The organism is Pseudoblastomonas aquimaris, from assembly GCF_035481675.1.
Classification (GTDB): domain Bacteria; phylum Pseudomonadota; class Alphaproteobacteria; order Sphingomonadales; family Sphingomonadaceae; genus Alteriqipengyuania_B.
Genome location: NZ_JAYJJW010000002.1, coordinates 454156 through 478921, shown reverse-complemented (window position 1 = coordinate 478921; position 24766 = coordinate 454156). Strand labels below are relative to the sequence as shown.

General features: G+C 63.9%; 36 protein-coding genes and 1 pseudogene. 20 read left to right on the top strand and 17 right to left on the bottom strand.

What is annotated here, in order from left to right; translation table 11 throughout:
- The 5 genes from dapD to VCJ71_RS12425 all read left to right on the top strand — a co-directional run bounded on the left by dapD (position 1) and on the right by VCJ71_RS12425 (position 2101).
- Positions 1–825 (top strand): 2,3,4,5-tetrahydropyridine-2,6-dicarboxylate N-succinyltransferase, encoded by an 825-nt coding sequence (dapD, locus tag VCJ71_RS12445; RefSeq protein WP_324641442.1) that lies wholly within the window; start codon positions 1–3, stop codon positions 823–825.
- Between the two features lie 90 nt (positions 826–915).
- Positions 916–1260, top strand: a complete 345-nt coding sequence (locus tag VCJ71_RS12440) for a hypothetical protein (protein ID WP_324641441.1) — start codon at positions 916–918, stop codon at positions 1258–1260.
- A gap of 75 nt (positions 1261–1335) precedes the next feature.
- A complete protein-coding gene (locus VCJ71_RS12435; RefSeq protein WP_324641439.1) occupies positions 1336–1572 on the top strand; it encodes a hypervirulence associated TUDOR domain-containing protein in 237 nt (78 codons plus the stop codon).
- A complete protein-coding gene (locus VCJ71_RS12430; RefSeq protein ID WP_324641438.1) occupies positions 1572–1763 on the top strand; it encodes a DUF3008 family protein in 192 nt (63 codons plus the stop codon). The genes VCJ71_RS12435 and VCJ71_RS12430 overlap by 1 nt, the downstream gene beginning before the upstream one ends.
- 5 nt (positions 1764–1768) lie before the next feature.
- Positions 1769–2101, top strand: coding sequence for a DUF3140 domain-containing protein (locus VCJ71_RS12425; RefSeq protein ID WP_324641436.1), 333 nt, complete (start codon positions 1769–1771; stop codon positions 2099–2101).
- Here VCJ71_RS12425 and VCJ71_RS12420 read toward each other — a convergent pair.
- Positions 2098–3375: a dipeptidase gene (locus VCJ71_RS12420; protein ID WP_324641435.1), complete on the bottom strand. Its 1278-nt coding sequence runs from the start codon at positions 3373–3375 to the stop codon at positions 2098–2100. The two genes, VCJ71_RS12425 and VCJ71_RS12420, sit on opposite strands and share 4 nt — an antisense overlap.
- A gap of 76 nt (positions 3376–3451) precedes the next feature.
- Between VCJ71_RS12420 and VCJ71_RS12415 the strand changes: the two genes are divergently transcribed.
- Positions 3452–3901: a DoxX family protein gene (locus VCJ71_RS12415; RefSeq protein ID WP_324641434.1), complete on the top strand. Its 450-nt coding sequence runs from the start codon at positions 3452–3454 to the stop codon at positions 3899–3901.
- 5 nt (positions 3902–3906) lie between these two features.
- On the opposite strand, the gene VCJ71_RS12410 is transcribed toward VCJ71_RS12415, so the two are convergent.
- A complete protein-coding gene (locus tag VCJ71_RS12410; RefSeq protein WP_324641433.1) occupies positions 3907–4158 on the bottom strand; it encodes an SWIB/MDM2 domain-containing protein in 252 nt (83 codons plus the stop codon).
- Between the two features lie 85 nt (positions 4159–4243).
- On the bottom strand, positions 4244–4834 hold the full coding sequence (locus VCJ71_RS12405) for a YbhB/YbcL family Raf kinase inhibitor-like protein (protein WP_324641432.1): 591 nt from the start codon (positions 4832–4834) through the stop codon (positions 4244–4246).
- Between the two features lie 206 nt (positions 4835–5040).
- Here VCJ71_RS12405 and VCJ71_RS12400 point away from each other — a divergent pair, with 206 nt between their 5' ends.
- Positions 5041–6459, top strand: coding sequence for a S41 family peptidase (locus VCJ71_RS12400; protein ID WP_324641431.1), 1419 nt, complete (start codon positions 5041–5043; stop codon positions 6457–6459).
- A gap of 78 nt (positions 6460–6537) precedes the next feature.
- Here the strand turns inward: VCJ71_RS12400 and VCJ71_RS12395 are convergent, their stop codons facing one another.
- The 6 genes from VCJ71_RS12395 to VCJ71_RS12370 form a co-directional block, all read right to left on the bottom strand.
- On the bottom strand, positions 6538–6906 hold the full coding sequence (locus tag VCJ71_RS12395; RefSeq protein WP_324641430.1) for a response regulator: 369 nt from the start codon (positions 6904–6906) through the stop codon (positions 6538–6540).
- A gap of 88 nt (positions 6907–6994) precedes the next feature.
- Positions 6995–7429, bottom strand: a complete 435-nt coding sequence (locus tag VCJ71_RS12390; RefSeq protein ID WP_324641429.1) for a COG3650 family protein — start codon at positions 7427–7429, stop codon at positions 6995–6997.
- A gap of 103 nt (positions 7430–7532) precedes the next feature.
- Entirely contained in the window at positions 7533–8114 is a 582-nt protein-coding gene (locus tag VCJ71_RS12385; RefSeq protein ID WP_324641428.1) for a fasciclin domain-containing protein, read from the bottom strand.
- 128 nt (positions 8115–8242) lie between these two features.
- Positions 8243–8455: a hypothetical protein gene (locus VCJ71_RS12380; RefSeq protein ID WP_324641427.1), complete on the bottom strand. Its 213-nt coding sequence runs from the start codon at positions 8453–8455 to the stop codon at positions 8243–8245.
- A 230-nt stretch (positions 8456–8685) separates the two neighbouring features.
- On the bottom strand, positions 8686–8922 hold the full coding sequence (locus VCJ71_RS12375; protein ID WP_324641426.1) for a hypothetical protein: 237 nt from the start codon (positions 8920–8922) through the stop codon (positions 8686–8688).
- Between the two features lie 91 nt (positions 8923–9013).
- Positions 9014–9226 (bottom strand): cold-shock protein, encoded by a 213-nt coding sequence (locus tag VCJ71_RS12370; RefSeq protein WP_324641425.1) that lies wholly within the window; start codon positions 9224–9226, stop codon positions 9014–9016.
- 307 nt (positions 9227–9533) lie between these two features.
- Between VCJ71_RS12370 and VCJ71_RS12365 the strand changes: the two genes are divergently transcribed.
- Positions 9534–9983, top strand: coding sequence for a pyridoxamine 5'-phosphate oxidase family protein (locus tag VCJ71_RS12365; protein ID WP_324641424.1), 450 nt, complete (start codon positions 9534–9536; stop codon positions 9981–9983).
- On the opposite strand, the gene VCJ71_RS12360 is transcribed toward VCJ71_RS12365, so the two are convergent.
- The 3 genes from VCJ71_RS12360 to VCJ71_RS12350 all read right to left on the bottom strand — a co-directional run bounded on the left by VCJ71_RS12360 (position 9980) and on the right by VCJ71_RS12350 (position 11282).
- Entirely contained in the window at positions 9980–10363 is a 384-nt protein-coding gene (locus tag VCJ71_RS12360) for a hypothetical protein (RefSeq protein ID WP_324641423.1), read from the bottom strand. The genes VCJ71_RS12365 and VCJ71_RS12360 overlap by 4 nt on opposite strands.
- Entirely contained in the window at positions 10360–10593 is a 234-nt protein-coding gene (locus VCJ71_RS12355; protein WP_324641422.1) for a hypothetical protein, read from the bottom strand. The genes VCJ71_RS12360 and VCJ71_RS12355 overlap by 4 nt, the downstream gene beginning before the upstream one ends.
- A gap of 203 nt (positions 10594–10796) precedes the next feature.
- Positions 10797–11282: a hypothetical protein gene (locus VCJ71_RS12350; protein WP_324641421.1), complete on the bottom strand. Its 486-nt coding sequence runs from the start codon at positions 11280–11282 to the stop codon at positions 10797–10799.
- Between the two features lie 58 nt (positions 11283–11340).
- On the opposite strand from VCJ71_RS12350, the gene VCJ71_RS12345 reads away from it, so the two are divergent.
- Both VCJ71_RS12345 and VCJ71_RS12340 read left to right on the top strand, forming a co-directional pair.
- Positions 11341–11850 (top strand): YaiI/YqxD family protein, encoded by a 510-nt coding sequence (locus VCJ71_RS12345; RefSeq protein ID WP_324641420.1) that lies wholly within the window; start codon positions 11341–11343, stop codon positions 11848–11850.
- A gap of 96 nt (positions 11851–11946) precedes the next feature.
- Positions 11947–12078, top strand: a complete 132-nt coding sequence (locus VCJ71_RS12340; protein ID WP_324641419.1) for a hypothetical protein — start codon at positions 11947–11949, stop codon at positions 12076–12078.
- 4 nt (positions 12079–12082) lie between these two features.
- On the opposite strand, the gene VCJ71_RS12335 is transcribed toward VCJ71_RS12340, so the two are convergent.
- A complete protein-coding gene (locus VCJ71_RS12335; protein ID WP_324641418.1) occupies positions 12083–12262 on the bottom strand; it encodes a hypothetical protein in 180 nt (59 codons plus the stop codon).
- A 106-nt stretch (positions 12263–12368) separates the two neighbouring features.
- Here VCJ71_RS12335 and VCJ71_RS12330 point away from each other — a divergent pair.
- The 4 genes and pseudogenes from VCJ71_RS12330 to VCJ71_RS12315 all read left to right on the top strand — a co-directional run.
- Positions 12369–12530 (top strand): annotated as a pseudogene (locus VCJ71_RS12330) (DUF188 domain-containing protein); the annotation flags it as partial.
- 194 nt (positions 12531–12724) lie between these two features.
- A complete protein-coding gene (locus tag VCJ71_RS12325; RefSeq protein WP_324641417.1) occupies positions 12725–13195 on the top strand; it encodes a hypothetical protein in 471 nt (156 codons plus the stop codon).
- Complete coding sequence (locus VCJ71_RS12320) at positions 13192–13725, top strand: ImmA/IrrE family metallo-endopeptidase (protein WP_324641416.1); 534 nt, start codon at positions 13192–13194, stop codon at positions 13723–13725. Before VCJ71_RS12325 ends, VCJ71_RS12320 begins: the two co-directional genes overlap by 4 nt.
- Complete coding sequence (locus tag VCJ71_RS12315; RefSeq protein WP_324641415.1) at positions 13725–14795, top strand: beta family protein; 1071 nt, start codon at positions 13725–13727, stop codon at positions 14793–14795. The genes VCJ71_RS12320 and VCJ71_RS12315 overlap by 1 nt, the downstream gene beginning before the upstream one ends.
- Positions 14796–14807: 12 nt before the next feature.
- On the opposite strand, the gene thiC is transcribed toward VCJ71_RS12315, so the two are convergent.
- A complete protein-coding gene (gene thiC / locus VCJ71_RS12310; RefSeq protein ID WP_324641414.1) occupies positions 14808–16688 on the bottom strand; it encodes a phosphomethylpyrimidine synthase ThiC in 1881 nt (626 codons plus the stop codon).
- Positions 16689–17191: 503 nt separating this feature from the next.
- On the opposite strand from thiC, the gene VCJ71_RS12305 reads away from it, so the two are divergent.
- A complete protein-coding gene (locus tag VCJ71_RS12305) occupies positions 17192–17551 on the top strand; it encodes a hypothetical protein (RefSeq protein WP_324641413.1) in 360 nt (119 codons plus the stop codon).
- A gap of 218 nt (positions 17552–17769) precedes the next feature.
- Here VCJ71_RS12305 and VCJ71_RS12300 read toward each other — a convergent pair whose 3' ends face one another.
- Positions 17770–18366 carry a DUF2585 family protein gene (locus tag VCJ71_RS12300; RefSeq protein WP_324641412.1) on the bottom strand — a complete coding sequence of 199 codons (597 nt, stop codon included), beginning with the start codon at positions 18364–18366 and terminating at the stop codon, positions 17770–17772.
- Positions 18367–18737: 371 nt separating this feature from the next.
- Here VCJ71_RS12300 and VCJ71_RS12295 point away from each other — a divergent pair, with 371 nt between their 5' ends.
- A complete protein-coding gene (locus tag VCJ71_RS12295) occupies positions 18738–19370 on the top strand; it encodes an SOS response-associated peptidase family protein (RefSeq protein WP_324641411.1) in 633 nt (210 codons plus the stop codon).
- Here VCJ71_RS12295 and VCJ71_RS12290 read toward each other — a convergent pair.
- Both VCJ71_RS12290 and VCJ71_RS12285 read right to left on the bottom strand, forming a co-directional pair.
- A complete protein-coding gene (locus tag VCJ71_RS12290) occupies positions 19367–19774 on the bottom strand; it encodes a hypothetical protein (RefSeq protein WP_324641410.1) in 408 nt (135 codons plus the stop codon). The two genes, VCJ71_RS12295 and VCJ71_RS12290, sit on opposite strands and share 4 nt — an antisense overlap.
- Positions 19775–19810: 36 nt before the next feature.
- Positions 19811–21097 carry a metal-dependent hydrolase family protein gene (locus VCJ71_RS12285; protein ID WP_324641409.1) on the bottom strand — a complete coding sequence of 429 codons (1287 nt, stop codon included), beginning with the start codon at positions 21095–21097 and terminating at the stop codon, positions 19811–19813.
- A gap of 124 nt (positions 21098–21221) precedes the next feature.
- Here VCJ71_RS12285 and VCJ71_RS12280 point away from each other — a divergent pair, with 124 nt between their 5' ends.
- From VCJ71_RS12280 to VCJ71_RS12265, 4 genes are all read left to right on the top strand, one after another.
- Positions 21222–23291, top strand: a complete 2070-nt coding sequence (locus tag VCJ71_RS12280) for a S9 family peptidase (protein ID WP_324641408.1) — start codon at positions 21222–21224, stop codon at positions 23289–23291.
- 107 nt (positions 23292–23398) lie between these two features.
- A complete protein-coding gene (locus VCJ71_RS12275) occupies positions 23399–23872 on the top strand; it encodes a hypothetical protein (RefSeq protein ID WP_324641407.1) in 474 nt (157 codons plus the stop codon).
- An 87-nt stretch (positions 23873–23959) separates the two neighbouring features.
- Positions 23960–24412, top strand: a complete 453-nt coding sequence (locus tag VCJ71_RS12270) for a hypothetical protein (RefSeq protein WP_324641406.1) — start codon at positions 23960–23962, stop codon at positions 24410–24412.
- A complete protein-coding gene (locus VCJ71_RS12265; protein WP_324641405.1) occupies positions 24409–24747 on the top strand; it encodes a transcriptional regulator in 339 nt (112 codons plus the stop codon). The genes VCJ71_RS12270 and VCJ71_RS12265 overlap by 4 nt, the downstream gene beginning before the upstream one ends.
- Positions 24748–24766 lie beyond the last annotated feature (19 nt).

Here is a 24766-nt window from a genome sequence, read left to right as displayed (position 1 = left end):
ATGCACGACCAACTGGCCCAGGCGATTGACGCGGCATGGGAGAAGCGGAGCGAGGTTTCGCCCGGTGACAGCGAAACCGCGCGCATCGTCGAAGAAGCGATCGAACTGATCGACAGCGGCCAACGCCGCGTCGCCGAGCCTGACGGAAACGGTGGGTGGACCGTCAACCAGTGGCTCAAGAAAGCCGTCCTCCTCAGCTTCCGGCTGCGCGACAACGGCGTGATGGAAGGCGGCAGCGCCGGCCACCCGGCCTACGACAAGGTTCCCTCCAAGTTCGCCGGCTGGGACGAGGGCCGTTTTGCCAAAGCAGGTTTCCGCGTCGTGCCCGGTGCCATCGCCCGCCGGGGCAGCTATATCGCACCCGGGGTGGTCTTGATGCCCAGCTTCGTGAACATCGGCGCCTATGTGGGCGCGGGGACGATGATCGACACCTGGGCCAGCGTCGGATCGTGCGCGCAGGTGGGCGAGAATTGCCACATCTCTGCCGGCACCGGCATCGGCGGCGTGCTGGAACCGATGCAGGCGAACCCGACGATTATCGGCGACAATTGCTTCATCGGCGCCCGCAGCGAGATCGTGGAAGGCGTGATCGTGGGTGAAGGGACGGTCGTGGCGATGGGCGTCTTCATTACCCAGTCCACCAAGATCGTGAACCGCGCCACGGGCGAGATCACGCGCGGGAAAATCCCGCCATATTCGGTGGTTGTGCCGGGCACCCTGCCCGATCCCGACGGCGGGCCGTCGCTCGCCTGCGCGGTAATCGTCAAGACGGTGGACGCACAGACGCGCGAAAAGACCGGGATCAACGAACTTCTGCGGGCCTGAATGGCGGAATTGCGGGGAACGCGCCGCGCACACGGCGGTTGAGTGACAAACAGCAAATGCGCCGGACAACGGCGAAGCGAGGGCAAGACCATGCATACCGAAGGTGAAGAAATCCACGTCGAGGCCGATGACGTACGGGGCGGCGAAAGCCGCGGCGTCATGCGCTGGGTGCTCGGCATCGGCACACTGATCGCGGCCGCCGCCATGACGATCGCATGGGTAAGCGGCGCATTCAGCCAAGGCCCTGAAGAGAGCGAGATAACCGCTACCGGAAATGCCGACGTGATGGACGAAGGCGACGGGACCGACGGCGTCGTCGGCGTTCCCGACGATTTCTCGGAAGCCGAGACGCTCGACCCGGCGGACACGCCGCGCATGGGCGAAGGCGCGCCCGATCCCGAAAGCGTGCCCGAGGTCATGACCGACGACAACTGATCCGGCGGCGCCGGAACCGCAAACGGTCCGGCGCCGTTATTCTCCCGAGCGAATTTCGCAAAGGAGAACAGTGAAATGGCCAACCAATCCAAGAGCTTCCAGAGCGGGCAATACGTCAAGTGGAACTGGGGTGACGGCGAAGGCCACGGCCAGGTGAAGGAGCGTTTCGAGCGCGAGGTCACCCGCACGCTCCAAGGCTCCGAAATTACGAAGGAAGGCGACGAGGACAACCCCGCCTACCTGATCAAGCAGGAAGACGGCGACGAGGTCCTGAAGCGCGGCAGCGAACTGTCAGCTTGGGACAAGGACTGATGGCCAAGGCGAAGTCAAAGGCGCAGCAGCAGGCCGCCGGCGCAGCGCTCGCCGCAAAGCGCGGCGAACAGGACAAGTCCGACCTGCAAGGCGCGTCGAAGCAGATGTACGACAGCATGTCCGAAAGCGAGCTGGAGGACATGGCCTCCACCGATCGCGAGGACTTGCCCGACACCGTCGACGGGGATTGAGCGCGATGGACGACGACAAGAAGGACGAGACCTACGACGAGTTTTACGACTGCGTGAACATGCAGCCGAAAGAGCTGGAAGATTGGCTCGATACCGAAGAGTCGAAGTCGGTCGGCGATAGCGACGGCGGCGAGAGCACCGGCCACAAATCAGGCCGGCGGATCGTCGAGATCAAGCACACGAAGAAGGCCGACCTGACGGACAGCCAGTACGACCACATGAACAAGGTGGTCGGCTACATCCATCGCCATCTGGCCCAGCGGCCCGATGGCGATGTCGAGGAAACCGACTGGCGCTACAGCCTCATGAACTGGGGCCACGACCCGCTGAAGGACTAGTCCTCGCGGGCGGCGGGATATTCGTAGGGCGGAACGTCGGACTGGCTCGCCGCATAAGCTTCCGCCTGCCGCATCGCCCGCATGATATTGCCGCTGGAGATCTTCTCCAGGTCGGCTTGCGAATAGCCGCGCCGGGCAAGCTCGGTGAACAGCGCCGGGTAGCCCGTGACATCTTCCATGCCGACAGGGCCGGTGGTCATGCCGTCATAGTCGCCGCCGATCCCGATCGCATCGATCCCGGCAACCATGCGGATGTGGTCGATATGATCCGCCATGTCGGATATGGTCGCTTCGGGCATCGGATTGGCTTCGTCCCAAGCGGCGAGCAGCGCCCGTGGCTCCTCGGACTGGCCCTGCCATAGCGCCTCCAGCCGGGCGATCTCGGCCTGGCGGTTCGCGTACCACTGACGCTGTGCCTCGCTCAGGAAGCCCGGCAGCGCCACGACCATGACGACGCCGCCATTTTCCGCCAGCCGCGCCAGCACGCTGTCGGGCACGTTGCGCGCATGGCCGTTGATGGCCCGCGCGCCCGAATGGCTGAAGATGACCGGCGCACCGGCGATATCCAGCGTGTCGAGCATGACCTTTTCGCTGACATGGCTAAGATCGACGAGCATGCCGATGCGCTGCATTTCGCGCACCAGGTCCTTGCCAAAATCGGTGAGCCCGTCATGCGCGGGGGTATCGGTGGCGCTGTCCGCCCACGGCGTGTTCTTCGAATGGGTCAGCGTCATGTAGCGCGCGCCGAGATCGTAGGTCTGGCGAAGCACGGCGAGGCTCGAACCGATCGAGTGCCCGCCCTCCATGCCAAGCAGCGAGGCGATCTTTCCCGCAGCCATCGCGGCCGCGACATCGTCTGCCGTCAACGCCAGCGCGAGCTCGTCAGGATAGCGCGCGATCAGGCGCTTGGTCACGTCGATCTGCTCGATGGTGGCCTGTACTGCCTCCGGTTCGTCGAGCGAGGCGGGGACATAGACCGACCAGAACTGCGCCCCCACGCCGCCTTCGCGCAGCCGGCCCAGATCGGTGTGCATCACCCGCCCGGCCGGATGGGTCTCTCCCGTATCCGACGTGTTGGCGAAATCGAATTCGTTGATCACGTTGCCGAAGCGGCCGCGCAGCTGGATCGGGACATCGTTGTGCCCGTCGAACACGGGCGCGGCTTCCAGCGCCGCGGCCGCGATCTCTTCCGGCGTGCGATTCTCCTGCGCCGCTGCGGGAGCGGCCAGCAGGGCGAGCGAAGCGCTGGTAGCGAGCGCGAAGGTGCGGATCATGCGAAGGTCTCCATGGGCAATCGACAGCAAGTTCCCTATCGCAAGAAACACAATTGGCAAAAATCTAGGGACAGGAATGGCGGACCGCGTGGAAAACACTGACCCGAAGCGCCGCGCGAAAATGGTCACGAGAATCATCATCGCCCTGCTCTATGCAGCGGCGGGCGTGCTGCATCTGGTCAGCCCGCAGCCCTTCCTGTCGATCACGCCTGGCTGGGTGCCGTACCCCGACGCGGTCGTCGCGCTGACGGGCATTGCCGAATTGCTGGGCGCCGTCGCGCTTGCGCAACCCTTTTCGCCCAGACTGGTGCACTGGGGCGCGTGGGGCCTTGCAGCCTATGCGGTGTGTGTATTTCCCGCCAATATCAATCATTTCGCAATGGATATGGCGCGGGAGGACGGGGGAGCTGGCCTTGCCTATCACCTCCCCCGGATGGTGGCGCAACCGCTGCTGGTCGCGCTGACCCTGTGGGCCGGGAACGTTCGGGTAGGGCGGGGCCGGCGAGAGGACCCGCCGACCCCGTAAAAATGTCAGCTGAGGTGCTTGGAAACCGCAGCGGTCATCTTGAACATCGAGATCTGTTCCTTGCCGATGACGGCGCCCAGCTTGTCGTCCGGGTTGATCATTCGCTTGTCCTGGCTGTCCTGCAGGTTGTTGGCCTTGATGTGGTCCCACACCTTCGAGGTAACCTGTGCGCGGGTCATCGGACCCTTGCCGACCACGTTCTCGAGTTCCGGCGACAGGGTCACCGGCTTCTGAAGTGCGTTGTTCTTGCCTGCCATTGTAGAAAATCCCTTCCTCAAAATCAGAGGACTCGGACGCTTTACGAAAGCCGCCGCGCCGTCAATCCATCCGTAAAACCTTTCCTCAGTCCAATTCTTCGTCGTCCCACCCCTCGTCCTCGCCGTCGTGGGCGAAGGTTGCGGTCAGCGCGGTGGCCGCCGTCACGTGACCGCGGCAGGAACCTAACAGCTCTTCCAGCGTCGCGCCGGGCATCAGCGTGATCGGCAGATCGAGCGCGAAAAGTTGGAAAACATAGCGGCGCGGCGCGGCTCCGGCGGGCGGGTTTGGAAGCATCCATTCGGAATTGCCGGCGGAATTCTTGCCGACGCGGGGCGGTGCCTCGCCCTCCAGCAGCTGGCCCTTCTGACCCGGAAGGCCCCAGACGATCCAGTGGGTGACCGGGGCGCCCTCACCGTCGGGCGACTGGACGATCAGGACCAGTTCCTGCGTCCCCGGCGGCGGACCTGCCCATTCCAGCGGCGGCGCGACCGCATCCTCTTCCGTGGCGGTAAAACTCGGGTCCAGTTCCTCGCCGTTCGCAAATGCGGCGGATTTGAGAGCTAGGCCGCGGCCCATCGCCCGCTCGTCGGCCAAGTCAGCCAGGGCAAGCCCGCCAAGGCCGTCGGCAGGTCCGGGAATGGCGGTGTTGAGCCACGCGGGGGCGGGGTTCGGCATGGGTTAATCCTCGATTGCGATAGATGTTTCGCGCCTCACCTATCGGGCTGCCCGCGCCGCGTCGAGAGGCGGGCCGCGGGTTCGGCAGAGATTTGCAAATCGGGGTAGTGCAAGGCATAACCCCAAGTGGAGAGCCGCCCCGGCGGTTTGGGTCATTCTTGGAGTATCGGCTTATGCGTCCCGGACGTTTCGTTAGCGCCATCACCATGGCGGCATTCCTCGCATCGTGCGGCGGCGGGGGCAGCTCCGGCGGCCTGACCGGTGGCGGCAGCACGGGCGGTGGCGGAGGCGGCGCAACGCCCACGCCGACGGCGGATTGCAGCCTGGCCGCGCGGCAGGATTGGACGAAGCAGCAACTCGACACCTACTACCTGTTCCCGAACCTGCTGGCTTCCGGCGTTAGCCCCGGATCCTTCAGCACGGTACAGGGCTATATCGACGCGTTGGTAGAACCGGCCCGCAACGCCGGTTACGACCGCGGCTTTACTTACATCACTTCGATCGAGGCTGAAGAACAGGCCGCCACTGGCTCGACCGCGGGTTATGGTGTCCGGCTCTCGCTGGACGCAAGCGGGCGGCTCTCGATTCTCGAGGCTTTCGAAGCCGGTCCGGCGTTCGGAGCCGGGATCGACCGGGGCACCGAAATCGTGGCCATCGGCACAACCAGCAGCAATTTGCGCTCGGTATCGAATATCCTCGCGACGGAAGGCTCGGCAGGGCTCAATTCCGCGCTGGGGCCGAGCGAAGCGGGCGTCACCCGCTTTCTCCAGATCAGCGACGCTGCGGGGACCCGTACAGTCGAGGTGACCAAGGCTGAGTACACTCTCGATCCGATCAGCGACCGCTACGGCGCGAAGATCCTGGACGACGGCGGCAAGAAGGTCGGCTACATCAACCTGCGTACCTTCTTCAACCAGACCACGCTTGAAGACCAGCTGCGCACGGCCTTCGGGCAATTCCAGGCTGCAGGCGTCAGCGAGATCATCGTCGATGTGCGCTATAACGGCGGCGGCTACCTGTTCACGGCGCAGACGATGATGGACCTGATGGGCACCGACCTTGTCGGACAGCCGCAGTTCTACCTCAACCAGAGCCCGAACCGCGCCAATTCGACCCAGCGCGCCGATTTCGGCAACGAGGCGAATGGCATCGCGACCACCAAGATCGCCTATATCGGTTTCGGAGGCACTGCCTCTGCCAGCGAGCTGATCATGTCGGCCTTCATTCCCTATCGCGGCGATAATCTCGCGCTGATCGGCGAAAACACGCTCGGCAAACCGGCCGGCCAGGAAGCTTACGACCGCGAGGCTTGCGACGACCGGCTGCGGGTCCTCGCCTTCGAACTCACGAACGCCGACAATAACGGCAGTTACTACGACGGCATTGCGCCGCTGATGCCCAACACGTGCCGGGCGACCGACGATATCTCTGCCCAGATGGGCGACCCGAACGAGGCATCGACCCGTGCGGCACTCGACTGGCTGGCCGGTCGTGGAACCTGCACCCCGGTTGCCGGTGCGCCGGGCGTTCAGGGCGGACTTGCCCGGGCAAACCGGCAGGAGCTGCTGCGTCCCGCGATCGAGGAGCGCAGTGCCATCCAGCACCGTATCCCGGGCATTTACTGAGTCTCGACTAACCGAAAAGGAGCGGGCCGTTTCGCGACGGCCCGCCCCTTTTTCTTGCGCTTCGGATTGTCGCTGCGTTCAGCCGGCATCGCCGGCAAGGCCGGCCAGCGCTTTCGCCACAACCGAGGCCGCGCTGGCCGGCTTGGCCACGCGTTCGCCGGTCAGGTCATCCATGTCCGCGCTGTAGTGTTCGAGCTCTCCCGAATGCAGCACGTAGGGGATCCGCCGCCGCTCCAGCTCGCGCGCGATGGGCAGGCAATTCTCCCCGTTCTTGAGCGTTATATCGAGCACGGCAGCGGCAATCGCCGCGTCCTTTTCAAGAAATTCCATGGCCTTGCGGACGCCGCTAGCCGTACGCGGCTGCCAGCCGCGATCCGTCACCGCGAACTCCAGGTCCATCAGTATCAGAGGCTCGTCCTCGACGAGCAGGACAGAACGGTCCGCCATCACTCATCTCCCATCAGGGAGATTTTACTCAAACCGGCGCGATTGCCTAGGGGGACTTGCGCAGTATATCATTTATCAAGGCGCTTGATCAGGGAATTTCGGGGCCGGAGAAAGGCGATGCATCCGTATAGGCGCAGCCGGTAAGCGACATGTCGCCCAATCGCACGGCAGCGTTGAAAGGATATTCGCGGTCGCTCATGCCGTCGCTGCACGGGCCGGGGCCGACAGCGATATCGATCCGCTCGCCGCCAAGCTCGCCCGACCAGCCAATCCCGCCATTACCGGCAAAGCGGCTTAGCTCGGCCCTGGTGCCATCGAGGTCCTCGGGAGTGGTCCACGTCAGGACCCCGCCTTCGATGACCCCGCTCCAGAATGGCTCTGTGCCCGAAAGAGTGACGGTTTCCTGCGGCGCGATGGCATCGAACACCGGCTCGATCCGGCGCTCCGTCGCTCCCCCGCAGCCGGATGCAATCACAACGATGAGAGGCGCAAAAAAGCGGAGGAAAGGCTTGGTCAGGCTCATTCCCTACACCAGCTTGTGGCAATAGCGGAAGGGCGGACCTCCCGGTTGGGAAGCCCGCCCTTGCATTGCGCGCCATGGTAGTGCGCGTGTCGCGTTCAAGCGATTACTGCGGCATCAGCACGGTGTCGATGACATGGACGACGCCGTTCGATGCTTCCACGTCGGTTGCGGTCACGGTGGCGGTCCCACCGGTCGCGTCGGTCAGTACGACATTGCTACCGTCCATCGTCGCAGTCAGTGTGCCGCCGCCAACGGTGTTGATCGTATAACCGTCTTCACCGGCATCCTGAATCGCCTTGGTCAGCGTGGCTGCGTCGACGTTACCTTCGACGACATGGTACTGAAGGATCGTGCCCAGCGTGTCCGTATCGTTGGTCGTCAGTTCTGTCAGCGTCGCTTCCGGGATCTTGGCGAAAGCATCGTTGGTCGGCGCAAACACGGTGAACGGGCCTTCACCCGACAGCGTCTCGCCGAGGCCGGCTGCGGTCACAGCGCTCACGAGGGTGGAAAACGTCTCATCGCCCTGCGCGACTTCGACGATCGTGCCCGGACCTTCGGCATTGTCGTTCACAGCTTGGTCGGCAGCGACATTATCGCCTTCGACAGTGCTTTCCTCGACGGGATCGCCACAGGCGGCAAGCGCGAGAGTGGCAGCGGAGGCGAGGGCTAGAGTAAGCTTTTTCATGGAGTCAGGCCTTTCGGTCTTTGTGTGGATCGTATGAGATTGGGCGCTTGTTCCGCGCCTTCAGCCTAACAACGGACCCACTGCGCGATCGTTCCGAATGCGGCGAAATTGTGGCTTCTCGCGCAAATTCAGGCTTTTGCGGCCTCGGCGTCGCGCTCCGCAGCCTTCTCGCGCAGCACCTTGGTGCGCATTTCCGCGACCGCCTTCGCCCGCGCGGCGAGCCCGCGCCACGTCCGTTCGGCGCGCAGCAGGCGGCGGCGCACATTGGCGAGCTTCGCCTTCTTCGCATCGGCAGCGGCTTCGTTGGCGCGTTCGTTGTAGAATTCGAAAGTCTGGCTCATCGGCGCTCTCCTTGTCGGCGTTCTGCCGGTTCTCGTTATCGGCGCCCGGATCTGCATGGCGGCGGGGCGTGGGGAACGCACGATGGCGCAGGCCGCGATGGAGCAGATGGAACACCCTCCGGCTAGAACAATGCACGAAGCGTCGATTTGTGCCGGAATTGCGCGCTTTTTGCAGGGAGAGCGCTTGGACGGGGCGATCCACGCAGAAGCGAGGGCGCCACGCTTTCGGCCTATTCGGCGGAAGGAATGCCTGCCGCGGTCACCTGCACTTCGGCAGTGCGCGCAGCGGCCTTTTCGCTTTCGAGCCGCTCGCGGCGGCGTTTCACGGCATGTGCCTGGTCGGCCAGCATCTGCCAAGTGGCCTGGGCCCGCAGCGCCCGGTCGCGCACATTGTCCAGCGTGGCCTTGCCCGCCTCGACCTTAGCTTCTGCCGCACGTTCGGCGTAGAATTCGTGGCTCTGGTTCATGGCTGGGAGGCTCCGGCTGGTTTGCGGAAAAACGGTGCCCCTCCCGCGCACGGGGTCGCTTTCGCGCGCGGGAGGAACCTGTTGGTGTGGCTTAGTCGGCGTTTGACAGGTTCACGGCGCTTTCCTTGCCGTTGTTGCCCTGTTCCACGTCGTAGTTCAGCCGCTGCTCCTTATCGAGCGTGTTCATGCCGGCTGCCTGGACGGCAGTGATGTGCACGAAGCTGTCGGCCGAGCCATCGTCGGGCTGGATGAAACCATAGCCCTTGTCGGCATTGAAGAATTTTACGGTGCCGGTTTTCGACATAATCTGTTCCTTTCAAGAACAACTGTTGCCGGCAGGCAGAATGCCTGTCGGTCGCGCTTAAAATCGTCCTGGGAAAGGAAGTCGTCGTCCAATTTACACTGCTGCCGATTACGGCGTGCAGCGGTCGTCAAATCTCGAAGTCCGTCGCAAATTCCGACGTCAGCGGCTGCGCAATAGCATGCGAATGCCGGATCACCTAATTGTTTAGCAAAAGAGGATTTTTTCCGGCCCTTCCCTTTCCGCCTCGCGGAACCCGAACCGCCCCCGCGCGCTGATGGCGGGGATGGAGCATGAAGGAGAATACGTGATGGCCGACAAGACCGCGAAAGAGCACCTTGCCCATATTGCCGAGGCGATGAAGGACATCGACTTCGTGATGCTCAACACCCACACCAAGGACGGCCAGATCGGCGCGCGCCCGATGAGCAACAATCGCCAGGTCGATTATGACGGCGACAGCTACTACTTCACCTGGGCCGACAGCCTCATGGCGAAGGACATCGAGAAGAACCCCAAGGTCGGCCTGTCCGTGCAGGGCGCCCCGAAGGAGAGCGGCGCGCCGGGCATCTTCATCGCGCTGGAAGGCGATGCCGAAATCGTGCGCGACAAGGCCGAATTCGAGAAGCACTGGGTGAAGGACCTCGAACGCTGGTTCGAGGACGGCACCGACACCGAAGGCCTGGTGATGCTGCACGTCCATGCCACCCGCTGCGCATACTGGGACGGCGAGGACGAGGGCGACTTCGACATCGACTAGGCCGCATCCCCCGCATCGGCCCCTGTATCGGGCGGCACCGCGGCCAGCACGCGGCGCTGCTCGTCCATTTCCGCCCGCATCTCGCGCGCCTGCAGGTGCAGCGCCTTGGAGGAGATGCCGATCTCCCGGCTCGACTGGAAGAAGCCCAGCACCAGCCACAGGAAGGCGAGCGGGCTGGAGACGCCGCCCAGGAAGTCGCCCAGCTCGTTGAGGTCGAGCGTCGCCGGGTTCTGCCCCTGCACCCACAGGTACACGACCAGTCCGCCCAGGTAGAGCCCCGTCAGCACGAAGCCGATGCGCGGCAAGTGGCGGCGGCGCTTCTCCTCGTCCTCCAGCAATCGCGTGACGAGACCGCGTTCGCTATCCGCCCCGTCCGTCATGCGTCGGAGGAGGCTCCGTCCTCGCCCTCGTCCGGGCGGCGGCGGCCGTCGGGTTCCTTTGCCACGCCCTTGAACGGCTCGCCGTCCGACTTCACGTTCATGAACCGCCCGGCCTTGCCCGAGCCTTCGTCGCGATTGCGCTTGGTCCAGTTGCCGGTGACCGGATTGTGGACCTGCGTGCGATCGTCGACCGATCCGATGCGGTGATCGTCACCCGTATTGCGTGCCATTGTGCGCCTCCTTCCCCAAGGCAACGGGCGGCGATTCCGCGGGGTTCCCGATTGCCGCAGCGGCCCACCCGCCCGCCGCGGGCGGTGGAGCAGGTGGAACACCCTCCAGGCGCAAAAGCGTGCGAAGCGTAACCCTGCGCCGCGAATGCGTGACCTTTCGCGTTAATGCGTCACCCCGCGGCGCACATCCGACACCGTGCCCATCAAAACCGTGACCTTGCGCGCGGGGCGGCGTCACCTTGCGCGAGGCCCGGCGTAACCCCCACCTGCCCCGATCCGTCACCGGCGGAGGGCCCCGTTTCCGGCAGCGGCCCCGTGCCCGGCAGCGGGCGCGTGTCGAGCAGCGGGTGGACGCGCTTGCGCCGCCGCGCCGCCCTCGCCCGCAGCCGCGCCGCTTGGCCCAGCCGCATCGCCTCGTCCCACAGCCTTGCGAATTGCGGCGCCCGGGCGCGTAGGCGATAGGCCGCCTGCCGGCTCATCCCGACAGAGCGCGCCGCCGCGGCGACCTTGCCGTGCTGCGCCAGCGCGCGCAGGAACGCCCCCGCCTTCTCCCCCGTCCAGCGGCTGTTGTCGGGCGCAGCGCGAGCGCGAGCGCGAGCTTGGTCTGCGGAGCGGATTTCGGGGTGCGTGCGCGGCGTATCCAACCGGCGGATAGGGCAGATTTCGCGCGTGTAGGAAAATGCATTCACGCGTGGGAAGTTCGCGCGGCCGATTGGCGCAGCGCGCGCCGGGCGCTATCCCGCGCGGATGCCACCCGCCACCACTCCCGCGTCCAATCCCGCCACCAATCCCAGGGCCATCCCGCCGGTCACAATCCTCGTCGATGCCGATGCCTGCCCGGTGAAGGAGGAAATCTACCGCGTGGCAGAGCGCCACGGCGCGCACGTCCGCGTGGTCAGCAACAGCCCCTTCCGCGTGCCGGTAAGCGAGCGGGTGAAGCGCGTGGTGGTGAGCGACGGCTTCGACGCGGCGGACGACTGGATCGCGGACAACGCCGGGCCGCGCAGCGTGGTGGTGACCGCCGACATCCTGCTGGCCGAACGCTGCCTGAAAGCAGGCGCGAAAGTGCTGCGCCACGACGGGCGCGAATTCGACGCCGCCAGCATCGGCAGCGCGATTGCCACCCGCGCGATCATGGAAGACCTGCGCGCCGGGATGGACGGGGTGGGCGGCGGCCCGCCGCCGTTCGGCAAGGCGGACCGGTCGAACTTCCTGCAGGCGCTGGACCGGGTGCTGGTGAAGCTGGCACGCGGCTGAATTCCCCCGGGCGGCGGGGCAGAGCGGTTTCGCTATCTATTCCCTGCAATCGGCCCATAGTGGCGCCGGGGCATCCCGCCCCGATTGGAAGAGACCATGGCCAAGGGCCAGCAGAAGAAGAGCCGAGAGAACCGCAAACCCAAACAGGAAAAACCCAAGACCAACGCCTCCAACCCCAGCACCAAGCCCGGCAGCATCAAGGGGCTGGAGAACATGAAAAACAGTTGAGGGCCTAGCCCTCCTCGCGCTCGACCGGCGGCTGCGGCCTTTTCCCCTTGTGCTCTGCCAGCAGCCGGTCGATCTCGGCAATCCGCAACCGCTGCGGCGTATCGCGCTTCAACCCCTTCAGACGGCATTCGCCCCACAGCTTGCGGCGTTCGGATTCGAGGTTCTTCAGATAGAGATCGGCCATGCGCCGCTATGCGCGGGTTCGGGCGCGGTGGCCAGCGGGGATCGTGGGGGCGGTGCGGATGGGTGGGTCAGGCGAATAGCTTGAGGAGACGGTCCAGTAGCCCGAAGCCGCCAGCATCGGCAGCGCGATCGCCACGCGCGCGATCATGGAAGACCTGCGCGCCGGGATGGACGGATTGGGAGGCGGCCCGCGGCCGTTCGGCAAGGCGGACCGGTCGAACTTCCTTCAGGCGCTGGACCGGGCGCTGGTGGGGATGCGGCGCGGCTGAGTTATCGCAAAGCGTTGAGGGCCGCTCGTATCGGCAATGGGACCTCAAGAGTTAAGCGTCTACCAACTTCTGGATACCAATTATGTGGTTTCTAAGATTTGGCTTTAACGCCCGAAATCGTTCGCCAAATGCTGGACAGACAACGCCTTCAGATGCAAACAGTCGTTAGGGATTGAAAAGGGCGTTTCGGGGCGATGGAAAAATTCGTAGTCTGGTGTCGCGGAATACTCCTTGGATTGGGTGTGGTTGGTGCTGCCGCTCTTGCCTACGCTTTAGCGCGCAGCGGTCTAAATCATGTTGTCCCGAATGGAAATGTTCTCGTCGACTATGTAAATGTGGTCGTGATCCTCCTGACGACAGTCACGGTGTTTTTCACAGTGGCCGCTATTGCTTTGGCCATCCTAGGAATCTGGGGCTTTAGAAACATAAAATCGGACGCAGCAAAAAGCGCGGAAGATTCTGTAAAGATCACCATGAAGGATGCCTTCGAGCCAAACGGCGTAGCCTACAATGAAATTAGGGAGGAGATTATTGACGAGTCTGGCCCCTTGGGAAAGTGGCTGCGGCAAGAGATACAACGACAGGTCACCGAGCAATTGACAGTCCGCCGCGCACAGCTCGTGGTCGATGAAGACGATGCAACTGACGAAGGAGATCAGGAATGACTGATGCTTTTTCCGTCCCGGCGAATGACCCCGCTTTGCGTCTTTGGAATCAAATCGACGAGGGTTTAAGAATTCAGATATCTCGGCATCTCGCCGGCCCTCCAGTTCAAATCGGGAACCTAGCGCATGGGCTTGGGCTACAGGTTCTTTCAGCGGCAATGCCTTCGGAAATTTCAGGTCAAATACGCCAGAGACCGGAGGATCTGGTGTATGAAATTAAGGTCAATCTAGCCGACGCAGCGGTGCGCCAACGGTTCACGGTGGCGCATGAAATAGGACACTTCCTTTTGCACAAAGCAGACATCGACGGTGACGGCATAACGGACACTATCCTCTACCGCTCAAGTTTGTCTGACAAGAAAGAGGCTGAAGCTAATCGCATCGCCGCTTTCCTCCTGCTTCCGTGGAATGCGACAAACAAATGGGCACAGACGAAGTTTGGCGAGGCGGTGCAACCAAAGCATCTCTCTGAGATCGCACGAGCGTGGCATGTGTCTGAATTGACTGCTGGCTTTCGGTTTGGGTTTTGATGACTGAATTTTACGAACGATATTACCCCACGCTTTGCATAAGGCGTGCAGAGATGAAGGCAGCTGAAAAGCTTCCTCCTGCTGAGAAGGCTAAATTTCTGCCAATTGTACTTTTGGCACCTTGGCTAAACTCGATTAAGTTCGAAAATACATTTGAGCGGATCAAAATCTCTCTCGGCGACATTCCGATGATCGTCGATCTAGATCGCTTTTACCAAAGCTCATCCGACCTAGAGTCAAGAAGGTACTTCCGCTCGCTCCTCTTGGGCGACGATTCGATCAATCGTTGGATTGAACTCATAGCGGCGCATCAAAACTACATTCCAACGGTCCAAATGGAGGGCCGCACGCAAGACCAAATACAGCAGCAAATTGCAGCATTCAGCGAAATGGCCCGCGGTATTGTTTTCCGTTTTGAATTAGGGAGGGGCGTAAACCCAGCGCAGATTGATAGTCTCTTGCCAGGTCTTGATCTCAACAATTCGTTGTTCGTGCTGGACGGCGGGTGGACCGATTACACCCTTGAGATGCAATCAACACTGATGAGCCATGTCGAGCATCTGACGAGCCTATCAGACGAAGTTCGGATCGTTGTAAGCACGTCAAATTTTCCAAATAATTTCGGTGATTTGGACAACATGGCGGCAGTCAACATCTCGTCAAGAAAGTTCTACTCTGAAATTCGCCAAACCTACGGAAATTACCAAGTGTATTATGGCGACTGGGCTAGCACCAAACCACGCCGCTACGATGGTGGTGGCAGCAAACCTCTTGCTCGAATTGATTACCCACTGAAGGATCGCTGGGTGATCTCAAGGTCGAAAGAAGAAGAATGGGATTTTATCGAAGCGGCGAAAAGGGTGACTAGGCTGCCTGAATGGGTTGATCACCCCAATGTTTGGGGAGCTAGTATGATTGAAAAAACGGCGAAAAATTTGCCCGGAGCAATTTCAACCGGCCCTCAGGCCATTGCTTCGCGCATCAATATTCACCTCTTTATGCAGAACAATTACCAAGTGCCAGACGTGCAAAACATTCCTACCGAGACGCCTTGGAACGACCCTATCTAATCGAGGCCCGTCTCACCCCTCCGGCAAATACAACTTCTCCCCCTTCTCCCGATAAACCTCGCTCATCTCCTCCATGCCCTTCTCCGCTTCCGCGGCCTCTTCGGGGCTCGTCTCGGCGCGAAGGTTTTCGCTCGCGAGATAGCTGTCGGAATTCTGCTTCGCGGCAAATTCGCGGACTTCCTGGCTGATCTTCATCGAGCAGAACTTGGGCCCGCACATGCTGCAGAAATGCGCGGTCTTGGCGCCTTCTGCGGGGAGGGTCTGGTCGTGGTACTGCTCGGCCGTGTCGGGATCCAGGCTGAGGTTGAACTGGTCGCGCCAGCGGAATTCGAAGCGGGCCTTGCTTAGTGCGTCGTCGCGCACCTGCGCGGCCGGGTGGCCTTTCGCAAGGTCCGCCGCGTGGGCGGCCAGCTTGTAGGTGACCACGCCCACCTTCACATCGTCGCGGTCGGGCAGGCCGAGGTGTTCCTTCGGCGTCACGTAGCAGAGCATCGCCGTGCCGTACCAGCCGATCTGCGCCGCGCCGATGCCGCTGGTGATGTGGTCGTAACCGGGCGCGATATCGGTGACGAGCGGGCCGAGCGTGTAGAAGGGCGCTTCGCCGCAGGCTTCCAGCTGCTTGTCCATGTTCTCCTTGATCTTGTGCATCGGCACGTGGCCGGGGCCTTCGATCATCACCTGCACGTCCTGCTCCCACGCGCGCTTCGTTAGTTCGCCCAGCGTGTAGAGCTCGGCGAACTGCGCCTCGTCATTCGCGTCCGCGATGCTGCCGGGGCGCAGACCGTCGCCCAGCGAATAGGCGATGTCGTAGGTTTTGCAGATCTCGGTGATCTCGTCGAAATGGTCGTAGAGGAAGCTCTCCTTGTGATGCGCCAAGCACCATTTCGCCATGATCGAGCCGCCGCGCGACACGATGCCGGTAACGCGCTTGGCGGCCATGGGGACATAGGGCAGGCGCACGCCGGCGTGGATGGTGAAATAGTCCACCCCCTGCTCCGCCTGTTCGATCAGCGTGTCGCGGAACACCTCCCACGTCAGCTCCTCGGCGATGCCGCCGACCTTTTCCAGCGCCTGGTAGATCGGCACGGTGCCGATGGGCACGGGGCTGTTGCGGATGATCCATTCGCGCGTGTCGTGGATGTTGCGGCCCGTGGAGAGGTCCATGACCGTGTCCGCGCCCCAGCGGATCGACCAGACCATCTTGTCGACTTCGCTCGCGACGTCGGAAGCCACGGCAGAATTGCCGATATTGGCGTTGATCTTGACGAGGAAATTGCGCCCGATCGCCATCGGTTCGCTTTCCGGGTGGTTGATGTTGCTGGGGATGATCGCACGGCCGCGAGCGACCTCGTCGCGGACGAATTCGGGGGTGACGTATTCGGGGATCGCCGCGCCCCAGCTCTGCCCCTCGACCTCGCGGCGCACCTGCTCGCGGCCGAGGTTCTCGCGCTCGGCGACGTATTCCATCTCGGGCGTGATGATGCCGCGGCGGGCGTAGTGCATCTGGGAGACGTTGGCGCCCGCCTTCGCGCGCAGCACGGTCTTGGCGACGTTGGGGAAGCCGGGGACGCCGCCGCTGCGGTCGGGGCCGAGCTGCCCGTTGTCCTCGGGCTTCACCTCGCGCGCGGCATACTCCTCCACGTCGCCGCGGCCGGTGATCCATTCGCGGCGCAGCGCGGGGAGGCCGGCGTTGATGTCGATCCGCGCGTCGGGGTCGGTATAGGGGCCGGAGGTGTCGTAGACGCGCACGCTCGGCTCCCCGCCCGCAAGGTCGATCTCGCGCATGGCGACGCGGATGCCGCTGCCGGACTTGGCCGCGACGTGGACCTTGCGGCTGCCGCGGATGGGCCCGGTGGTGACGCCTATTTCGACGTGGCTGTTGATGTCGGCCATGCTGCTCTCTCCGTGTGGCGGAGAACGAGCGGACCCATGGCGTTGGCCGGCCCGCTCCCTCCGCCGATGCTAATCGGTTCAGGTTCGACGGGTCGCAGGGCGTTACACCTGCCTCTCAGCCAAACGGCTCCCCGGGGATGGAAGGGGTGTAGGCGTCGGACATTGCGAAGTCCAGAAAGAGAGGGAGCCGGGACGATCGCGCGCCCTATCCACGAGCTCGGCGCGAGCGATGGTCCGAAGGTCGCTTGCGATAAGACCTCTACCGCGATGGCTGCGGCTGCGCGACGGTCGCCCGCTAGCAAGCGACGAAAGGATCGCCGAATAGAGTAACCCAAAAGGCCGCGCACGGTCGAAACGCAAGTTGGGCCTTAGGACGAAGGAGGCCGGTTAGGCATTTTTGCTTTTTGAGATTAGGATGCCGACAAGTTGGAAGATAGGAGCCGGGTGCGAATGGAGTCATCATCGCCGCAAAGCCAGCGGTCGGCTCTTACAGGTGCCTCAGAATGAGCAAGTTTGGCGGGTTTGAGGGAGTGACGCCGACCGGGCTCGCCATCGCTATCCTGTCTGGATTTTTATCCGGCTTCTGGGCGATTTACTTAGATTTCGGTTTTATCGTGGCCGCTGCTGTATTCCTCATTTCCTGGGTCGAAGTTGTCTTCTTGGAAAAGGAATTTCGATCGATCCCGGAAAAGTCACTTTTTTATTACATAAATCTATTAGTAGCCGGTGTTACATTTTCTTTGATTTTCATCGCACTTCGGCCTTTGGAAATTAGAGGCCCTCTAATCGCGGGCATCGCGCCGTTGCACTTTCTTATTTTTGTTCAGATAATATCTTATTTTCATGAACCAAAAAATCATTGATAAATCAATATTGAAATTATTTTAGATTCACGGCGGCAATGGTTAATCGAATTAATTAAATAACGAAGTGCCGACATGACAAATTCCCGCCCCTGTGCTTCGCCAGTGGGTGTTCATCATCGATGAGGCTCGGGGGCTAAACTTTCAACATTCGGCAAAATCGCACGTTACGCACTGTCTGGACTGCAGCCTGAAAGACAATTCCCGGAAGCGGCTTTCTACCCGTGCGTACTCGCCGCCTGCCAGTCCGCGATCCCCTCGATCGGGAACAGCAGCATGATGACGTTGAGCGTCAGGTTGTCACGCACCACGTAGCCAGCCACCAGTTCGCCAATAATCGCCAGCGCCACAGTCACCTTCACCGGCAGGCGCAAGGCGAGCCAGAAGCCGAGCGCCATCCAGCCGATATCGGCGGCGGAATTGAGCACGCTGTCACCGGAATAGCCGAAGTTGGCGGTCACCGCGCGGAAGCGGTTGATGACCATCGGCGTGTTTTCCAGCACTTCCCACGCCGCCTCCAGCAAGACGGCCAGCGCCAATCCCCAGCGTGCGGCACCCTGCCCGCCCAGCCCGCGCTTCACGAACAGCCACCAGCCCAGCGCGTAGAAGATCATGCCGTGGATGATGTGGCTGGGCGTGTACCAGTCCGCAATGTGCTGGCTGTTTCCGGCATCGTTGATCTGTCCGTGCCACAGCTTCACATAACCGCATTCGCAGATCGGCGTGCGGCCCATCGCGAGCAAGACGCCCAGCGCCAGCAGCGCGATACCAATCGAGACAATGATGACGCGGCGATCCGGTACGAGCTTGCCCATGGCGCCAGTCTGCGCGCACGAAGCGCGGCTTGGCAAGCGAGGCAGGCATTATTGCCGGAGCTTTCCCCCGCAAGCGCCGCTGCAGGGTCAGGACCCGTTACTGGCGCGGAGCGTGGTTGGGAGCAATTGGCCCCAGCAAGGCGGTGTGCAAGGAACGGGAGCGCGGGAAATGCCGTGGCATTTTCAAGCTTCCGTGACGCTGCACAGGGGCCAATTGACCCAATCCGAAGGACGGCAAGATGACTTCGATCTCGAACAAAACCGCGTTTGCTAAGGCATCCAGCCTTCGCTGCACGCAGTTTCGTCCGATATCTTCGTCATCTTGCCGCCACGCCCGTGCCAGTAATGGGTCCTGACCCTAGTCACGCGCCATGACCGTGCTCTTCCGCCTCGATGCGACGGCCGCCGATGTCGCAGCGCGCTTTGCCGCGCGGGCGGGGGACGATCCGTGGGCCGGCGGCCATGTGGCGCCGGGCAGCTTCGCCCCGGTCGTGACGTCGGGGCGCGAGTTCGTGGCCGGCCCGCGCCCGGCAAGCGAGCCGCCGCGCCGCGTCGTCCCGCGCCTGTGGGGCGTGCCTCCGCCGCCCGGGGTGCCGCATGACGGGCGCGGCGGCGTGCTGACCGTACGCAACCCGGACAGCCCGTTCTGGATCGGGAACTTGCGCAACAGCGAGTTCCGCTGCCTCGTTCCTGCAACGTCGATCATGGCATGGGGCCGCGCCGATCCCGCCGGCGGCAGCCGGCGCCAGCACTGGCTGGACTGCGGCGACCAGGCCATCTTTGCGCTGGCCGGGGTATGGGTGGACAGCGAGGTGCCGGCCTTCGCCCTCCTCACCTGCGCCGCCAACGCCGCATGGAAAGCGATCGGGCAGGAACGGATGCCGGTCATCCTGCCGCCGAGCGAAGGCGCCGCGCATATCTGGCTGCGCGCGGAGTGGCGGCGGGCGGAGGCGTTGATTGCGCCCTCCCCCTCCTCGATGATCCAGGAGACGGGCGGGCGCTAGAGCGTTTGCAGGCGCGACAGGGCGGTAAACAGCGCCGCCGCCCCGAACAGCGCGGCAAACCCCGCCCATGCGGTCGATCCTCGCCCCATCAGGCGGCGGGCGAAGTCCATGAACCGGTCGCCGGCGGCCAGGAGCAGCAGCCCCTCCACCACGCAGGCGCCGCCGACGACGCTGACGGCGACCGCCAGCCAGTCCCCCGGCCGCCACGGCGTGACGAGATAGATCGCCGCGCCGAGGCTGAGCACGAACACGCCGGTGAGGAAGCTCAGCCCAGGCCTTTGCGCGAGGTCCTCCACCATCGCCGCCCAAGTGCCGGGCACGCGAAACTCGCCCACCGCGGCGGCGAGCGAGTAGAGCCCGATGAACAGGGCGATCCAGGCGGGGATGTCTGTCGCGTCAGCCACAGTCTGCTCCGTGTGCAAGTGAGCCCGCGAAATAGCTCATTCCACGATGCGCCCCCGCACCATGACCCAGTCGATATTTTCCAGCACGGTCGCATCGACCAGCGGGTTGCCCTTTACCGCCACGATATCCGCCGAATAACCGGGAGCGAGGCGGCCGATCTCGTTCTCCATGCCCAGCACCCCGGCGGCGACCGTGGTGGCGCTGGCGAAGGCTTCGCGGCTGGTCATGCCCTGGCCGATCAGCAGCGCGAATTCCTCTGCATTGCGGCCGTGCGGGAACACGCCTGCGTCGGTGCCGAAAGCGACCGTGACGCCTTCCGCCCGGGCGCGGGTGACAAGCGATCCGGCAACGTCCGCCACGGCGCGGATCTTTTCTTCCACTACCGGTGTGTAGATGCCCCGGTCCAGCCGCTCGCTCACCCCCTGGAACGCCATCAGCGTGGGGACGAGGATGGTGCCTTCCTCGCGCATGGCGATGGCGGCCTGCCGGTCCACGTAGGTCCCGTGCTCGATCGTCTGCACCCCGGCGCGCGCCGCCGCCTCGATCCCGCGCGCGCCGTGGGCGTGGGCGGCAACCTTGAGGCCGAGCGAAGCGGCGGTATCGACGATGGCGCGCATCTCCTCGTCGGTGAAATGCGCTTCCAGCCCGCGGCCCTGCTGGCTGAGCACGCCGCCGGTGGCGGTGATTTTGATGACGTCCGACCCGTTGCGCGCGGCGACACGCACCTTGGCGGCGCATTCGACCGGCCCGGTGCAGGTGAAGCCGCTGGAAAGGAGGTCGTTCACTTCCGGCAGGAAGCCGCTGACATCGCCGTGGCCGCCGATGATCGACAGCGCGGGCCCGGCGGCGACGATGCGCGGGCCGACGACCAGCCCTTCGTCCGTCGCGCGGCGCAGGACGAAAGCGGTCTGCCCCGCGCTGCCCGGATCGCGCACGGTGGTGAAGCCCGCGCGCACCGTCAGCCCGGCGTTCTTGACGCCCAGGATCACATCCCATTCGGCAGGCTCGGTCGCGCCCTTCCAGAAGTCCCCACCGGGATCGCCGGTCAGGTGAACGTGCAGGTCGATAAGGCCGGGTACCAGCGTGTGATCCGGCAGGTGCACCATCTCAGCCCCCTCGGGCACGGGCAGGAACCCGTCCTCGATCGCGACGATGCGCCCGTCGGCAACGGTGATCGTCGCCGGTCCGCTCGGTTCCCCGCCCGCATCGGCGATGACGCTGCCGGCATGGATGACATAGTCCTGTGCCAGCGCCGGCGTGGCGATGGCCGCGCCGGCGACTGCGGCAATGGCGACAAGACAGGCTGGCAGGAAACGGCGCATGGTGGATTCTCCCCCTCGAAGACGGCCGGACCATGCGGCCACGGCGCCGTTACGGCAAGCCGCCATTGAACGCAGCGCCTCAATCGGTATGTAGGCGCCACGTTCAAACAGGAGAGAGACCCCCATGAAATTCACCGCCCGCGCCGCCCTGATGGCCACCGGTGCCGCCCTGGTCCTGCCCGCCGCCGCCCAGGCGCGCCCGCTGACCGCCGAAGATGTCGCCAAGCTGGAATATGTCGGCGATGTTGAAATCTCGCCCGACGGCAGCCGCGTCGCCTACACCACCGTCAGCCGCCCCGATGTGACCGAGGGCGAGAAAGACGGCGGCGCCCGCACCCAGCTCAACCTCGCCTGGGCGCCCGAAAGCGCCCGCCCCTTCCTGCCCGCCGACCAGAGCGTGCGCGGCCTGCGGTTCAGCCCCGACGGGCGGATGATCAGCTACCTGTGGCGCGAGGATGGCGGGGAAACCGCCGTGTGGGCCATTCCGGTGGACGGCGGCGCGCCGATGAAGGTGGCCGAAGTCGCCAAGTCCGGCGTGCGCAGCTATGCCTGGTCGCCCGACGGCGGCACGGTCTACATGCTGGCGGGCGCCGAAGCCGACAAGCAGCGCGATGCGGAGCGCAAGGCCGGCTTCGATGCGATCGTCTATGAAGAGGAAGACCGCCTCAACCGCATGTTCCGCGCCTCTGCCGCCACCGGATATGACGCGGAAGTGGATGCAGAGCCCGTCGCCATCGAGGTCCCCGGCTACGTCAGCGCCTTCCAGGTGTCGAATGACGGCCGCACCGCGGTGATCGAAAGCGCGCCGACGCCGAACGTGGATGACAGCTATATCTCCAAGCGGGTTCACATCCTCGACCTCGCCAGCGGGCGGGTGACGCGCGAAGTCGAAACGCCGGGCAAGATCGGCGATGTCGAGATGTCGCCGGACGGCCGCCGCCTGTCGATGATCGCTGGCGTCGACATGAACGATCCCGCCGCGACGACGCTCTATTTCGTCGATGCCGCCAGCGGCGCGATGACCGCGCTCAACGAAGGCGCGCCGGAAGCGGCCGTGGATGCGGAATTCCTGCCTGACGGGCGGCTTGTCGCGGTGATCCACAAGGGTGTGCAGAGCGCGCTGCGCACTTACAACGCCGATGGCAGCATCGCGGGCGAGATCGACGGCGGTTCGCTGATCCTCGCCAGCGTGGAGGAAGCCGGCGGCACCATGGTCGTCACCGCCGACAGCCCGATGCACCCGACCGAGCTGTTCAGCGTGGCGAACGGCCGGTTCACCCGCTGGACCAGCCACAACCCGTGGCTGTCGGACATCACCTTCGGCACGCAGCGCGCCTATACCTATACCGCGCGCGACGGGCAGCAGATCGAAGGCGTGCTGATCGAACCGGTCGGCGGCGCGCCCGCCGGCGGTGCCCCGCTGATCCTCAACGTCCACGGCGGGCCGGAAGCGCACGACAGCAACGGCTGGGTGACCGCCTATTCGGGCCCCGGACAGGTCGCCGCAGGACAGGGCTATGCCGTGTTCCTGCCCAATTACCGCGGCTCCACCGGCTACGGCACGGCGTTCTCCAAGCAGCACCAGGGCAATTACACCGACCCCGAATTCACCGACATCGTCGATGCGAAGCGGGCGCTGGTGGCAGACGGGATCGCCGATCCCGACCGCACCGGCATCACCGGCGGGTCCTATGGCGGTTATGCCAGCGCGTGGGCCGCAACCGCGCAGTCGGAAGAATTCGCCGCCTCCGTCATGTTCGTCGGCATTTCCAACCAGATCAGCAAATTCGGCACCACGGACATCCCGTACGAGATGTACAACGTCCACAGCCGCGCCTGGCCGTGGGATAACTGGGTGAAGATGCTGGAAGTCAGCCCCGTCTACCACGTCGACAAGGCGGAAACGCCGATCCTGATCATGCACGGCGAGGAAGACACCCGCGTCAGCCCGACGCAGAGCTACGAACTGTACCGGTCGATCAAGGTGCGCAAGCCCGAAACGCCGGTGCGGCTGGTGCTCTATCCGGGCGAAGGCCACGGCAACCAGGGCGCCGCGGCACGCTACGACTACAACGTGCGGATGATGGAGTGGTTCGACACCTACCTGAAGACCGGCGACCGCAAGGCCGAAATGCCGGCCCCGCGCCCCAACGTCGGCGTGGGCGACGAGGCGGACGAGGCGGACGAGGATTGATCGCCGCTTAAAAACATCGCCTTTTTGCGCTATGAGGCCGCCTTCCGACACGATCGGGGGGCGGCCTTTTGCTACCGGTAATCCTTTTCGTCATCGGCGCGGCCATCATGGCGCTCGCGCTCGGGTACATCCCGCTGGACGGCGAGCCGATCCCGCTTGCCCTGCGCATCTTCATCGGCGCGATCGGGGCGATCCTGCTGCTGGCCGCATATTCGGTCATGCGGTTCCGGATGAAGCGCCGCGCGGCCTACGCCGGAGGGCGGGAGACGCGCGGCACGGCCCGCCTGCGGCATCTTCCGGGCGAGGACGACAGCGCCGCCCACGTCATGTTCGCCAACAACCACACCGAATGGCTGATGAGCATCGAGCGCGGCAGCCTGAAAGGGCTGGAGGACAAGTTGCAGGATGGGGTCAAGGCGACCGCCTATCTGGGCGAAGACGACCGCATCTACGGCCTCGACATCGAAGGCAGGCGCACGAAGCTGTCCGGCCCCGGCTACGCCTTCGAAGGGAAGCTGAAAGAGCGGATCGAACGCGCCGAACAGCGCTTCCGGGGCGGCGCAGGGAAGCGCGGCGGATAAATACTTTCCAAAGTGGAAAGTTTTCACTTGCCGAATCGGAAAGTGACGCGTATCTCTTTCCATGTTGGAAAGTGAAGGACACCGATCATGGACAGGAATGAAGCAGCCGCCGCACTGGGCAAGGTCTCGGCAACCGACAGCAAGATGGCAGACAGGATGCGTTGGCCGTTCTGGCGCCATGCGATCGTGGGGGCGATGGCCGGGACCCTGCTGTTCGCGCAAACGCTCGACAACTCGCTCAATATCCTCGTCAGCGGTCTTGTCGTCGTCCTTGCGCTCATCGTGCAGCGGGCGGACGGGAAGAAGCACGGGATGACCGTGAACGGCCTGCGCAAGGGGCGCACCGGATGGATCGCGCTCGTGCTCATCGTCATCCTCGTGGCCGCCGTCATGCTGGTGCGCAGCACCATCGCACAGCCGCAATTGCAGCAACCGGAATTCTGGCTCCTGACCGGGGGAACGATGATTGCGACCACTGCGCTCAGCTATGCGTGGCAGGGCGTCTACCGCGCCGAACTGCGCTCCGGAGACGCCCGGTGAGCGGTGCCGCCACAATAGACGCCGTCCTGCACCCGCCGGCCCGGTTGCAGATCGCCGCTGCCCTGTCGCGCGCCGACCAGATCGACTTCGCCACCTTGCGCGAAATCCTGGAGGTTAGCGATTCCGTACTCTCGAAACACCTCTCGGCACTGACGGACGCGGGCTACGTGAAGATCACGAAGGCCAAGATGGACGGGCGCCAGCGGACGTGGGCGTCCTTTACGAGGGCCGGCACGTCAGCCTTCGCCGCGCACATGGCCGCCTTGCGGGAGCTGGTCGCTTCTGCGGAAACGGCGGCTGCGGACACCGCCGCTGCGCCTGCCGAATCCGGCTAGGCGGCCGTCGCGGCGGTGA